The organism is Photorhabdus sp. RM96S (assembly GCF_042879335.1).
Classification (GTDB): Bacteria; Pseudomonadota; Gammaproteobacteria; order Enterobacterales; family Enterobacteriaceae; genus Photorhabdus; species Photorhabdus kayaii.
The window spans coordinates 84311-98088 of sequence record NZ_JBHFKT010000008.1; the positions used below are offsets into that span (position 1 = coordinate 84311).

The following is a 13778-nucleotide window of genomic DNA, read 5'->3' on the forward strand; positions in this document are numbered from 1 at the left end:
GAACTGACTAACCCGCTGAAAAGATGATGAGTGTCACGGTTACTTCAATCCTAGTGCCTCTTTCAATGGTTTCAAATAACGGCGGCTGACGGGGATAGTTTTGCCATTGCGTAGAATCAGTTCGGCCTGTCCGTGATCACCAAATAGGATTTCGCGCAGATGGGTCATATTGACCAGATATTGACGATGATTTCTCATCATTGGTGTGCGGGTTTCTAATGTGCGAAGTGTTAGTTCAGTAAATCCTTCCTGCCCATTGGTACACATAACATAAACTCCACTTGGGCGGGAGGTGACATAAAGGATTTCATCCAGCCGCACAAGCCAGATTCGGCTGTGGCCGGTGCATGGGATATATTTCAACGGCTCTTCTGCTTTCAGGGTGGAAATATCCTGTTTCTGATACCCTTGCCGTAATCGTTGTAAGGTTTTGGTTAGACGGTTTTTTTCCAGTGGTTTTAATAAATAGTCAAATGCGTGCTCTTCAAACGCTTGTATTGCATATTCATCAAATGCGGTCAGGAAAACAATATAGGGACGATGCTCTGGATCTAGCATACCAACCATTTCCAATCCGGTGATACGTGGCATCTGGATATCCAAAAATACAACATCGGGTTTTAGATGATGTATGGCGCCAATGGCTTCAACGGCATTGGCGCATTCGCCAATAATTTGAATATCATGTTCTTCTTCTAGCAAACAACGTAGGTTTTCTCGCGCAAGCGGTTCGTCATCAACAATTAATATATTCATATGCACACAGTTTTATTAGCCTCTTTAATGAGTGGCAAGTATAAAATTACGCGGGTAAATTTTTCTGGCTGGCAATCTATTTGCACGCCATAATTTTCACCATAGCGAAGTCGTAGCCGTTTATCTACCAGACTCTTTCCTAGTCCATCCCCCATAGAGACCGATTTATAAAGACCAGCATTATCTTCCACTTCCAGTATCAACAATTGATTCTGCTGATGAGCACGAATAGTAACCCTGCCGGTTTCTAATAACTGTGATGTGCCGTGTTTGATCGCATTTTCTACTATTGGCTGGAGAGAAAAAGCGGGTAATTTGGCGTGAATCAGAGATTCCGGCAGTTCAATATTTATTTGCAGATGCTCACGGAAACGCGCCTTCTCAATTTGTAAGTAAGCATTCACATGCTCTATTTCATCAGACAGCGTGACAATCTCTTCTGACCGTTTCAAGTTTTTACGGAAAAAGGTTGAGAGATATTGTACTAATTGACCTGCTTGATAACTGTCCCGTCGGATCACTGCTTGCAGGGTATTTAAGGCATTAAATAAAAAGTGAGGATTCACTTGCGCATGAAGCAGCTTAATTTCTGATTGAAGTAGTGATTGTTTGTTACGTTCATACTGCCCTGTGAGGATTTGGGCGGATAACAAACTGGCAATACCTTCTCCTAGGGGGCGGTTGATTGAGCTGAACAGACGGTTTTTGGCTTCATAAAGTTTGATTGCGCCGATAACTTGCTGATTTTCTCCCTGTAACGGAATGACCAAGGTGGAACCGAGTTTGCAGGTTGGATTGATTGAACAACGGTAAGGTATTTCATTGCCATCGGCATAAACCACTTCATTATTTTCAATTGCTCGACGGGATTGTTCTGAAGAAATAGGTGTTCCAGGGAGGTGATGATCTGAACCGATACCAATAAACGCCAGGAGTTTTTCTCTATCTGTAATAGCCACTGCGCCTATTTCCAGTTGTTGATAAATAACTTTCGCTACCTTCATACTGTTATTTTCATTAAATCCTTTTCGCAGAATACCTTCGGTATAGACAGCGATTTTTAGTGCCTGGGCAGAAAATGCACTGGTATATTTTTCAAATATCGCGCGTCGGTCAAGCAGGATACGTATAAACATTGCTGAGCCGATACTATTGGTGACGATCATGGGGGCGGCGATATTTTTGACCAACGCTAATGCTTCACTGTATGGACGAGAGAGCAGTAGTAAAATGCCCATTTGTATTATTTCAGCACAAAACGTGACGATAGCGGCTGTCCAGGGATTAATCAGTCGGTTTATCTGACCACGTTTCATCAGATAGCTGTGAATAATGCCACCGATTAAACCTTCAATAATGGTCGATATCATGCAACTGAAAGCGGTCATCCCACCAAGAGAATAGCGGTGCAGCCCACCGGTTAATCCCACCAGTGCGCCGACACCGGGTCCACCCAGAAGTCCGCCAAGGACAGCGCCAATAGCACGGGTATTGGCAATGGAATCACCTATATGCAAACCAAAATAAGTCCCCATAATGCAAAAAATGGAAAAAGTAACATAACACAGCAACTTATGAGGTAAACGTACAGTCACTTGTAATAGTGGAATAAATAGCGGTGTTTTACTTAGTAGCCAGGCGATAACCAAATAAACACACATCTGTTGTAGTAATAACAACACAAGATTAAATTCGTACATAAACTTTCCGGGAGGATTTATGGATGTTATTAGTTTACAGAAACAGCTAATAATATTATTAAAAGTTTAGTTTAAGTGGGTTAATATTTGACAAGAATCATAAACCACGACACTATTATAAAGCGTTTTCCTTTCTATCAGTGATTATACGCACAAACATATAAGAAATTTTCCGTAGAACAATGCGAAGCTATAGCGTTAGTTTCGAGTCGGGTAATTTTGGATGTGTAAGACATCATGAAAAAAAGAACACTTTTTACGATCTTACTGGTTATTTTGCTCACAGCAATGGCTGTGTTATTTCGTTCCCATAACCAATATTTATTGTTGCAAGGTGAAGTTGATGCACCGGAAGTGATTGTGGCATCTAAAGCTAAGGGACGAGTGATTAAACGTCACGTTGAACGAGGAGATGATGTTAAAATAGGCCAGTTGCTTATCACTCTCGAAAGCCCTGAATTACTGGCCCAGGTTGCTTCATTAGAAGCTGCTCGTGATCAAGCCAAAGCGCAGTTGGAACAATCTCTTCATGGAACACGTGAAGAAAGTATTCGAAATTTGGAAGCGGGTTTGGCACAAGCTCAGACCGAATATGATAACGCGGTACGTGAATATGATCGTATTCAGAATATAGCATCTAAAGGCTATGTTTCACGGAACGATCTAGATAATGCTCACAGAAGTAGAGATGTTGCCTATCAGAAAATGCAGAGTGCAAAAGCGGTATTGGATGAAGGTATGCATGGTGACAGGATTGAACTGCGTCAGAAATATGCAGCGGCTTTACGTCAGGCTGAACAGCAACTGATTGAGTTACAAACCCAGAGTAATGATTTGCAGGTCAAAGCACCTGTCGCGGGGGAAGTTGGGCCGATTCCGGCAGAAGTTGGTGAATTATTTAGTGCTAATAGCCCCTTAGTGACATTAATCCGTGTACCAGAAGCTTATTTTATTTATAACCTGCGGGAAGACATTCTGGCAAAGGTGCACAAAGGGGATAAAGTCAAACTTCGTATACCTGCGCTAGGTGATAAAGAGATTGAAGCCGAAGTTCGTTATATCTCACCAATGGGTGATTACGCGACTAAACGTGCCACTCGTGCCACCGGTGATTTCGATTTAAGAACCTTTGAAGTGCGCTTGTATTCCTTACAGCCTATTAAAGGTTTACGTCCTGGTATGAGTGCATTGTGGCGTTGGGATAAGTAGGTGACTGATGCGGAGCAAGGTTGCATGGCGTGGTTTCGAGCGTGCTTTTAGCCAAGAAATCCGGGCTGTGATTCGTAGTCCAGTTTTTCACTGGTTAAGCTGGTTATTCCCGTTGATGCTATTTGTGCTTATCAGCGCTAATTTCTCAGAAGGGACATTGCTCAATCTGCCAGTATCGGTGGTTGATAATGATCAGAGTCCGCTGTCACGTCATCTAATACGTAACCTGGATGCGGCTTCCCATGCGCAGATTAAATCTTATGATGGCGGATTGCATGAATCTCTTGAACGGCTTGGTAGTGCTAAGGATTACTCTTTACTTTATATCCCGCACGATTTTGAAGCTAATGCGCTCAGAGGTGACCAGCCAACCGTGCGTATGTATTACAACGCGTTGTTTTATGGTGCTGGAAGTTACTCTATTCAGGATTTCAGTGGATTAATGGCAGAGATTAATGCGAAGTACCGTTCTATATTAGCGACGGAAATGGGCCATCAGTTACCTCCATTAGCTAATGTCACGCTCGTTTATGATAGCCTTTTTAATGCCAGCGGTAGTTACATCTATTATCAGCAGTTTGCGGCCACAATTCATTTGTTACAGCTTTTTGTTGTAACCTGCACGATTTATAGCATGGCACGCAGCAAGACACTGATGACAATGAAACCATTTACTTTCGCGTTGTTGGGAAAATTAGCACCTTATACCCTGTTTTTTACTTTGTTGCTAATCGTAGAATTGGCGGCTCTGATTGGTATATTTGATGCAAAAGTGAATGGTAACCCAATATATATGGTGATAGTGGGTTTCTTCTATGTCATTGCCGCTCAAAGTATTGGCTTGTTGTTGTTTACTTTCACTAATAGCACACTGACGGCTTACAGTTTAATCGGAGTGCTAGTCAGTATTGCGACAACTTTTTCAGGTATGTCAGTGCCAGAATTATCAATGATATTGCCGGCGCGGATAATTGCCAATATTGAGCCTTTGACGCATGCTTTAAATGCGATGTTTGATATTTTTCTGCGTGAGGTTTCTTTACTGGGTATTTTATCTGTTTGTGCTTTATTGCTTATTTATCCGGTCGTTTGCTTTCTGTTAGTACGAAATCGGTTATTTAAACGGCTTGGCTTGCCACAGGGTGATGAATAATGCAGATGTATTGGCAAACTTTTCGCCGGGTATTAATGGGAATGTTGGAAAAGCCCATGTGGATGTTGATGCTAGTTTCCTTGTGTATGATGAGTTTGGTATATGTCCGGCCAACAGTATGGGATCTACCGGTTGCTGTGATCGACCAAGATCACAGCTCTGCTAGTCGCGCTTTGATACGCCAGATTAATTCTACGGCTAAAATTGCTGTCCATAGCTATGACAATTTGGCTGGTGCTCGTCACGATCTACTGCTACGTGAAATTTTTGCGATTATCATCATCCCGGCGGATCTGGAGAAAAATATCCTTAATGGAAAAAATATCACCTTTCCGATTTATGGCGATGCAACCAGTCGTCTTGCTAATGGACAAATTCAACAAGAATTGACTTCTGCTCACCGGCAATTGCTAAACGAATATAACAGCAAATTATTATTGAAATATGGTTTTAGTCCTGAACAGACAAAATTATTATTAATGCCGATTCGTAGTGAAGCTATTGGATTATTTAACCCTGGTGTCAGTTTTGCCGCAATTGTTTTTCCCGGTTTGTTGGTGATGTTATTACAACACTCGTTATTGATATCTTGTGTGCGGGTCAGTATTACGATACGTGGTACACCGAAAGGTAAACCACCATTGCCTGTCTATTTGGGAGCGCTGTCGGCGCTATTACCGATTTGGCTTTTTCTTTCCATCATCTTTTTTGTGCTTTGGCCGTGGGTGTTGGGATATCGGCAGGAGGCGTCTATTCCTTTGCTATTAATGCTGACGTTCCTGTTTATGTTGGCAGTACTCGGATTAGGGAAATTAGTAACAGAGTGTATGCGCAGTGTAGAAATGATCTATTTAACGATCGCTTTGCTTACCACGCCTGTGTTCTATATTTCCGGCACAGTCTGGCCGGTGCAGGCAATGCCTGATTGGGTGAGAGTAATTTCTTCTGTTTTACCGTCTACTTGGGCAACAAAAGCGATTGCTGGTGTTAACCAGATGGGATTGCCAGTACAGAATGTATTGGGAGATATCGCTATGATGCTGGTTCTTGGTGTGGTTTATACCCTGCTAGGAATTTTGATAGGTATGGTGCGTAATGGTGAATTCAGGAAAATAACCTATTATTTGCATAGGGTATTTAAGTGATGATTTATGTTTCCTAATTCGTGATTTATTCTAGTGCGATAGAAAAATGACCAGATAGAGTGGTGTATATATGTTCTATTTTTATACTCATTATGATTTTTTATCTATGTAATTCAGTTGGATAGATTAAGTTATGGTAATCACATTAATAATTAGTACTTACCATTAAATATCTCTCTATGTATTGTTTTTTCAGAATCATATAACAGAACCAATGATAGTTTGGTGTGTTGTCAGGAACGGTCAATTTCACCGATATGAGATGGAAAATACTTATGGAAATACTATCCGTGATATACCAAAGTCATTGTTGGTAAAACGGATTGTTTCGGTATTCTTAGCTGATTTCTGTACGAAAATCCGATCTTTTGCCCTATAAATTAATTTATCGTTTGCATGAATTTCACGTATAAGTTAATTTCAACCCGGTTGAAGGAGGTCGAAAGATGTTTGAACTTTTGTATCATCCGGAAGCTGCTGAGGAAGTAGAAGATTTACCGGGTGAGCTTCGGGGTAAGATGGCAAGATTACTGGACCAGTTAGAGCAACGTGGCAACGGGCTACGCTACCCGTTAACAAGACCCGTTCGGGATAGTTTATTTGAATTACGGGCTTCGGGTTCAGACATCGCGAGGACACTATTTGTGTTCCAAAAGGGGAAGCGGATTTACATCTTACGATGTTTTGTGAAAAAAGGAGATAAAACTCCACCACCTGAAATAGAGTTAGCGCTGAAACGACTGGAGGATATGACACATGGCTAAAGTAACTCCTATCTCACATTCGGAAGTGAGAAAACGTCTTCTTAATACACCGGAAGCTCTGCAAGCCTATGCTGAGGCCACAGAAGAATATGAGTTGCTAGAACAGCTCACTGAATGGCGGGAAAAGGCAGGTCTAAAAAAAGTAGATGTGGCTAAACGGATGGGAATTAACCCGTCTGCGGTTACCCGTATTGAGAAGAATGTAACGAAAGCTAGTTGGCACACACTTAAACGTTATGCTGCTGCATGTGGTGTTGAGTTATCTTTAACTGCGAAGTAATACTACAGAATGTGTGTTCCGTTGGTGGTGATATTTAAGATTTGCTTGTTCTAAAAGGCTTCCGTTAAAGGAAGCCGTTTTGCTGCGGTATTTCCATCGAATTTTCTGACTAGAATCTGGTTTTTTTCAGCGAAAGTAAAAACAGCATATTTTTAACGATAAAAGCGCTGATTAAAAACCAGAGGAAAATGAAAAACGCATCAATATAAGTAAGATTAAGACAAATAAAATAGGCCATTGTAATACCAATAGCAGAATCAAGTTGATCGAATAAAATAAACAACTGCTTATTTTGCTTCGGATGTTGTCCCGGTGGGGCGCCGAGTCTCCTTTTCAACCAGGAGTTTGGCAATTCGAAAAGAACGTAACCTAAACCCGCTAGGAACCCGGTAAATAAGCAGGATCCAATCGTCCGTGGAATAATGGTGTCCTGTGTTTCGGTACAGAGTATTAACCACAGCGGTGAAAATAGCGCGGTAATAATGGGTACAACAATAAAACCGCGCCAGGTCTTGTTGCGACCGAAATAACGTTGATGTATTGGAATAGCCCAGCAGGAAAAATAGTTTTTCGTCACAATCACCATATGTAAACAACCACCAAGGATAACGGGGATAAGTAAAATCCCCGCGTGATAAAAACTATTGAGCATAAAAACTCCAGAAATGAAGACCTGTAAATAAAACAAACCCTGCAAGTGTTGTACTGACGATAGTACTGAGATGTTTGAACTTATAAAACGGGCGATCCCATAGCATGGCGATACTGAATGCAAGAAGCGCTAATGTCAGTAAAAGATGGGTCAGCCCTGGCGTTGCCACCAAACCTACCAAAGCGTAACCACTGACAATAAATAAGCTCCAGAATACCGGCATACCAAGGTAGGAGAGTCGATCTTCATCCTGAATATTTCCGACTTCATTAAATACGGATAATCTCAGGCAACCGCTAATGATCATTAAGATAATAAACAGGGAATACCAAGATTGATAACCGGAAAGGTAGAGGATAATGGCTGGAGAGATCAAGTAAATAAGTTGATCCATAAATCCATCAAGATAACGACCGAATGGGCGCGCAATATTTAAGTGTCTGGCTAGCATGCCATCAAGCGCATCGCCAAGCATGGCAAGATACAAAAACGCAATAGCTAAATAATACCAATGTTGTAATGCGGCTGCGACGGCAAGCGCGCTAAAGACCGCCCCAACGATAGTAATATAGTCTGCTTTGTTTAGATGAATGATGAAATGATTATTATTCATAATTTTTCCTTGTGTGGAACGGAAGATAATTGGCCTTTACCGAGCATATTGATCAGCGCGATGCGGTTTATTTTGCTGTTATGACGAATGTCAACAGGGATAGGATTAGCACAATAAATACGAGTAACCTGCGTGAGATCCAGCTCGTCTAAAATAGCGGGTAAATCTGTCGGTAGTGTGGCACTTTCCAGTATCAGGGCGGCTCCACCTAAAGGATGTAACACGAATGCGCTTTGAGTGACCCCTGGCAGTTCATTGATCCTTTTTTCCAGTACGTAGGGATGGATGATATGACCATCATCTAACACCACTTTGTCTTTTACCCGCCCAAGTAGCCAGAGCTGTCCTGTCGTATCCAGATAGCCGATGTCACCGGTACAGTGCCAAATGCCTCCCTGTTTACGTGGGAGTTTGTTTTTTTTCGTTGCTTGAGGATTATCAATATAGTCTTTGAGCACATGAGGCCCGGCAACCAAGATTTCACCGACATTACCGGCAGCTAGTGGGGTAATTTGTTGGGGGTTAGCCGTTATTTCCCGGATACATATTTCTGCTTGTGTAACCGGTTTTCCGACCAGATAACCATCATGAGTTGCCCAGTGGTTTAATTGAGTCGTCATTTCGACGGTACTGATCGGTTCAACCTCGGTGGAACCATAGACCACTAAATGCCGAGCATATGGAAAGACGGTCAGGCAGTTTTCAAGCAGAGCCTTGTTAGCAGGCGCACCACCTACGATGACTGTTCGCACGTTGGGGAATGACAACCCTTTGCTCTTAGCATAACCGGTGACTTTGTTCATATAGGCGGGAGCACCACTGAGGCATGTAACACTTTTGTCTTGCACTTGCTTGACGATCTTCTGCGGATCGACAGTTGCGGGATGGGCAAAGTCAAAATCAGGCAGAATACTGCTGTTGCCGCAGCATAATGAGTGCAGCACCATAACGGGGAAACTGTGTAGATCTATCTCATTCTTCCCTTCGATAAAAAGTGCTGTTATGGCATAAAGTTGTGCTAGCAAGCTGTCATGAGTGCGGTTTGCGCCTTTGGGTGTGCCGGTAGAACCCGAGGTAAAGGTAATTAACCCAGTTGTATCCGACGGTAAATCTCGGCAGATAAAGCTACTCAGTGGTAAATGTTGATTGGGTGTTTCCAGCACTTTCATGCCCAAGATACGTTGTCCGATGACAAAACGTCGCAGTCGCCACAGTTCAGGGATCAGAAACCAGAATTTTCCTAATGTAGGTTGAGTGATCACCGCCGATAATTTACTGTGGCGTAGTATCTCCCTCAGTTGCTTTTTGGCAAGCCCGCGCTCAAGCATAACGGGAACTAGTCCTAGCCCCAGAATGGCGATAAGCAATGGATAAAGTACTAAGCTTGGTTGGATAATCACTAACAAGCGATCGCCAGCGACGAACCCAGCTTGAGTTAACTGATACTGGAAATGGGAGGCGTGAGAAAAAAACTCCTGAAAGCTTAAACCGTTACTATGATCCCGTGAATGTGGCGTTTGCAGGGCTAAATGCTCAGGATGTTTTTGGGCTGCATCGACAATTGGTTGACAAATATTTGTCATGCGATCCTCCTGTAATAAAGCGCATATTGATGCTTGGTGGCAGCAGGTGTATTGAAAAGCCGTTTTGCGGTTTTGAGCGATGTATTATCTTCACGCATCATGGCCCCTCCTAGACGAGGGTGAATACGTCTGGCACTCTGTTCAAATGAGTGGTATAGCGTGTTGTACAGCCGACTGCGCCGGTATTGCGGTGCGACTGCCACGGTTTTCAGCAACCCGATAGCGGGCTGACCTTTTTGCAGGACTGACAGACTCAAAATTATCCCGGCAATTTCGCCACTAGGAGTTTTAGCCAGAAATGACGCAGGGTAATGGCAAAAAGGTTTGATAAACTCCTTACCACAATGCTGCTGAAATGTGGCCCAAGACGGGGTGGTATAAGCGAAATTCTCACCAAACACCGAGTCGATAAAAGAATAGAGTTTAACTTGCTCTTGCATCCATAATTCAGGCGTTAGCGGCAATAATGTCGCTGGAACATCAGGAAGTCTTTGTGCGCGTTGATGAGCCTGCCGAAAGTTGCCTTCTATTGCTTGGGTATCGTCGAATATCGAGGTATAGCGATAACGGATATCAAACCCTAATTCTTTCAACAAAAGGTGATAGTAAGGAGGGTTATAAGGCTCATGTTCAAAGGGAGGCACATCAAAATGATCAAGTCGAACGCGGTAGTGTCCGAAAGTTGAAAAGTTAATCGGCCCGTAGAGATTGCACGCACCATTTTCCTTGGCCCATTGTTCTAGAGCGCTAAACAACATGGTGTTGCTTGCTATGTCGTTATCAGTTTCCCAAAAGCCAAAAAATGCGGCAGATCGGCCATCAACTCTATGAGGTACTAAAAAGCCGACAAGACGGGCTTTCCCTGGAATGCAGCCAATCCAGGCTTTACTGTGATTAAACCAAGAATTCTTCAGGCTGAATTGCTGTTGTACTTTTTCCCGGTCTTCACCAGGCCATAGCGGCCAATCGCGATAAATACTGGGGGGAAGGTCAAGAAAACCTTCAGGTAGTGGATTGGCTGGAGACCATTCTCCTATGAAGATATTAGACATGTTCACTCCTTGATGTCAGCTCTTCTACAGTGGTGTCGTGCAAGCGGACAACAGTCCCAGTTGCTCCATCCATGTTTACCCGATCGCCATCTTTCAAAATTTGTGTGACGGCGGGAATGCCGACGATGGCGGGGATCCCCAGTTCACGAGCAACAACGGCGGAATGTGAAAGTGTGGAACCGCGTTCGATTAGTAATCCACCTGCTGTAGGGAATAACGGTGCCCAACCGGGATCGGTGCGTACAGTACACAGGATCTGCCCTGCCAGCGACATTTCATCTTGTGGGTTTTTAATTAATCGGATAGTTGTTTCAACTTGCCCTGGGTAGCAACCTATGCCTTGTAGCACGCTGCTATCAGTAGGGGCCTGTTTTTCCTGATAGGGATAGCTGTAATCTTGCTGCTGATACAGTGAACCTCTAATGAAAAAGTGATGAGCTGGTTCATCCTCTGTTTCGTAGTTGGCATATTCTTGCTTGCGCATAGCAACTAAAGGCTTAAGTTGGGTCTGTATTGCTGTTCCTTCGTAGCCGCTGTAGATCTCCTCTAACGTGAGATAAAAAATATCGCGGGGTTCAGCGAGTATCCCTTCTAAGGCATATGCCTGACCAAGTTGTAGGAAGATATCTCGATACAGCCCGAACATGCGAGTTCGGGTGAAGCGCATATTTTCCCGGTGGCGTATTGCTTGACGCAATTTTTGCAAATTCTTTTTGAAGGCGTTCATCCGCTTGGAACCGAGTCGTTCCTGTATTTGCTGAAATGCGGTATTTTCGGCTTGAGTACGCAATTTTCTTTCCCGGCTGGATAACGTCTCTGGTGTGAGGGTATCGATAGCAAGGTAGTTTTTTAGTATCAGAAATAAAAAACTGGGATCTTGTTTTAGTGTGATGGTTTCCAGCTTCAATTCACCCATCGTGCGATCGCCATATTTTTTAATATAATCAATGCACTGCTGGTGGAATGATTCATCGAGTTGGTGTACTTGGGTCAACAGGGTACGAGCATCACCGTGGATCAATAGGCTGCATAACTCAGAGTGCTGGCGTACATATTGGCACATTTTTAACAGCACTTTGGTCGGCTGGGTACTTTCGATATCTTCATCCCCAGAAAGAAGATCACCTAATAATGCAGATGAGTTTTCAATACCGGCAGCAATTAGCCCCCGATGTACACGGCCATTAAACATCATCACGTAGAAATCGTTTAAGATCGGTGTCGTCCAGCGTCGTAGCAGATGTTCATCCAGATATTTTAATTTTTCGATCAGTTGGCCGCTGTTGCAAGTATGCAGCTCTGCTTGTTTTATAGCGGCGGCATGCCATTTAAACTGTTCTAAAAATAGTTCTACCCGCTGATCCATCGTTCTGAAAGCATATAGCAGGCGCAGAAGCGCCCATCCCATCTTTGGCAGTTTTTTTATTTTATCGCCCAGCGAAAGTGCTTGATCTTCAATAAAATCAACCGGATCTTCTAGCCCCATCATTCTTTCCATATCTTTTTTATTGGTTTGGAAAGCGGGAAGTAATAGGAGTCCTTTGTACCAATTGTTGATGTTGTAATAGATCCTACCTTTAACTAAGCCGAGCATATTTTCCAGCATAGAACGATGCTGATTAACCTGTTTATCTGAGCAACCTAAAGCACGTATTGTCTGTTCATAAACGGTGGCATAACCTGCCCGGGCAAAAGAGAAAGTCAGTGGTGTTGTTATTCCACAATAAGATTCCTGAATATTGGAATTATCGAAAATAATATGACGTTCGCTTTTATCGTCCAGACGTGGCAATCGGGTTATTGGCCGGGTCTGTAGAATAAAGATTTGATGGTTTTGAATCGTCCATTCGATATCTTGTGGACACCCTTGAGCTGCTGCAATTTCTTTGCCAATATCTCGTAATGCATAGATTTTATTATCGAGTAAGGTCGGTTCCCACTGTTTTTCTTTCGCGACGGGTATTGTTACTGTACCGCTGCCGTTGGTGGTATTGAAAACAGTTGCTGTCTCTTTTTGTGTGATATGACGTTCGATCTCAGGTGTGGTGAGATGAACTGAAAATTCATCGGTATCGCATTCGCCGGAAACTACGCCTTCTCCGGTGCCCCAGGCGGATGAGATTAGGCAATGTTGCCTGCTACCCGTAACAGGGTGTGCAGTAAACATGACACCGGAAACCTCACCGGCAACCATGTTCTGAATGATGACAGCACTACTGATATTGCCCATCGGTAGCCGTTTGTGTAGGCGATATTGTAATGCACGCGTGTTAAAAGCTGAGGCCATCACGGCACGTAAGCTATTGGCAAGCGCTGATTTACCCCGCTGAAATAGGTAGCTGTCCATCTGCCCGGCGAAAGAAGCATTGGCGGCATCCTCACCAATGGCTGATGAGCGAACAGCGAAAAATTCATCTGGGTGATTCTCTGACAAGAGAGCTAATTCTTCTTCTAATTTAGTAGGTAATGGAATCGACTGTAGCCACTGACGCAATGGCGCGGCAATAGCGTCGAGTGTTTCCTGGCTGATATCATGTGGTACGGTAGCCAACTGCTCTATGATGTTGCTTGCAAACGTATCGTTGATGAGTAGGCTATTAAGTACCTCGCTGCTGATGACCCAATAATTAGGTACAGGAAAACCGTTTTGCGTAAGCCATAATAAATTAGCCGCTTTTCCACCTAAGGAATGTTCCGGCAATGCAATAGCGTTATCTTGCGTGTAGAGATATTTCATATTGTTCCACCAATACAGCAATAGTATACCTTGCTTACATCATGCTCTTATTTGTACGTAATATTGTTGGCGTGAATAGATCAATAAGATATGAATGTATTACAAGCTATTGCTGCACCCTTATTTTAGAGGAA

Annotated in this window: 12 protein-coding genes; 5 read left to right on the plus strand and 7 right to left on the minus strand. The window is 43.2% G+C overall.

From position 1 onward, the window contains the following. Positions 1 to 39 precede the first annotated feature (39 nt). Both btsR and ACGF49_RS07080 read right to left on the minus strand, forming a co-directional pair. Positions 40 to 756 carry a two-component system response regulator BtsR gene (gene btsR, locus ACGF49_RS07075; RefSeq protein WP_112894262.1) on the minus strand — a complete coding sequence of 239 codons (717 nt, stop codon included), beginning with the start codon at positions 754 to 756 and terminating at the stop codon, positions 40 to 42. After that, on the minus strand, positions 753 to 2456 hold the full coding sequence (locus ACGF49_RS07080; RefSeq protein ID WP_113041628.1) for a sensor histidine kinase: 1704 nt from the start codon (positions 2454 to 2456) through the stop codon (positions 753 to 755). Before ACGF49_RS07080 ends, btsR begins: the two co-directional genes overlap by 4 nt. Before the next feature lie 237 nt (positions 2457 to 2693). Between ACGF49_RS07080 and ACGF49_RS07085 the strand changes: the two genes are divergently transcribed. The 5 genes from ACGF49_RS07085 to ACGF49_RS07105 all read left to right on the plus strand — a co-directional run bounded on the left by ACGF49_RS07085 (position 2694) and on the right by ACGF49_RS07105 (position 7007). Then, positions 2694 to 3665, plus strand: coding sequence for an HlyD family secretion protein (locus ACGF49_RS07085; protein WP_387490304.1), 972 nt, complete (start codon positions 2694 to 2696; stop codon positions 3663 to 3665). A gap of 7 nt (positions 3666 to 3672) precedes the next feature. Then, positions 3673 to 4818, plus strand: a complete 1146-nt coding sequence (locus ACGF49_RS07090) for an ABC transporter permease (RefSeq protein WP_228899468.1) — start codon at positions 3673 to 3675, stop codon at positions 4816 to 4818. After that, positions 4818 to 5963, plus strand: coding sequence for an ABC transporter permease (locus tag ACGF49_RS07095; RefSeq protein WP_113041625.1), 1146 nt, complete (start codon positions 4818 to 4820; stop codon positions 5961 to 5963). The genes ACGF49_RS07090 and ACGF49_RS07095 overlap by 1 nt, the downstream gene beginning before the upstream one ends. A 446-nt stretch (positions 5964 to 6409) precedes the next feature. Then, positions 6410 to 6727: a type II toxin-antitoxin system RelE/ParE family toxin gene (locus ACGF49_RS07100; protein WP_113041624.1), complete on the plus strand. Its 318-nt coding sequence runs from the start codon at positions 6410 to 6412 to the stop codon at positions 6725 to 6727. Then, entirely contained in the window at positions 6720 to 7007 is a 288-nt protein-coding gene (locus ACGF49_RS07105; RefSeq protein WP_113041623.1) for a helix-turn-helix transcriptional regulator, read from the plus strand. Before ACGF49_RS07100 ends, ACGF49_RS07105 begins: the two co-directional genes overlap by 8 nt. Positions 7008 to 7116: 109 nt before the next feature. Here the strand turns inward: ACGF49_RS07105 and ACGF49_RS07110 are convergent, their stop codons facing one another. From ACGF49_RS07110 to ACGF49_RS07130, 5 genes are read right to left on the minus strand one after another with little or no spacing between them, the layout of a single operon-like run. After that, positions 7117 to 7659 (minus strand): CDP-archaeol synthase, encoded by a 543-nt coding sequence (locus tag ACGF49_RS07110; protein ID WP_113041622.1) that lies wholly within the window; start codon positions 7657 to 7659, stop codon positions 7117 to 7119. Further along, positions 7649 to 8272 carry a phosphatidylcholine/phosphatidylserine synthase gene (locus tag ACGF49_RS07115; RefSeq protein ID WP_113041621.1) on the minus strand — a complete coding sequence of 208 codons (624 nt, stop codon included), beginning with the start codon at positions 8270 to 8272 and terminating at the stop codon, positions 7649 to 7651. Before ACGF49_RS07115 ends, ACGF49_RS07110 begins: the two co-directional genes overlap by 11 nt. Then, the gene (locus ACGF49_RS07120) at positions 8269 to 9855 is read right to left on the minus strand and encodes a fatty acid CoA ligase family protein (RefSeq protein ID WP_113041620.1); all 1587 of its coding nucleotides are present in this window, start codon (positions 9853 to 9855) and stop codon (positions 8269 to 8271) included. The genes ACGF49_RS07115 and ACGF49_RS07120 overlap by 4 nt, the downstream gene beginning before the upstream one ends. Beyond that, positions 9852 to 10907: a hypothetical protein gene (locus tag ACGF49_RS07125; RefSeq protein WP_271858844.1), complete on the minus strand. Its 1056-nt coding sequence runs from the start codon at positions 10905 to 10907 to the stop codon at positions 9852 to 9854. The genes ACGF49_RS07120 and ACGF49_RS07125 overlap by 4 nt, the downstream gene beginning before the upstream one ends. Beyond that, entirely contained in the window at positions 10900 to 13644 is a 2745-nt protein-coding gene (locus tag ACGF49_RS07130) for a phosphoenolpyruvate synthase (protein WP_387490311.1), read from the minus strand. The genes ACGF49_RS07125 and ACGF49_RS07130 overlap by 8 nt, the downstream gene beginning before the upstream one ends. Between the last annotated feature and the right edge of the window lie 134 nt (positions 13645 to 13778).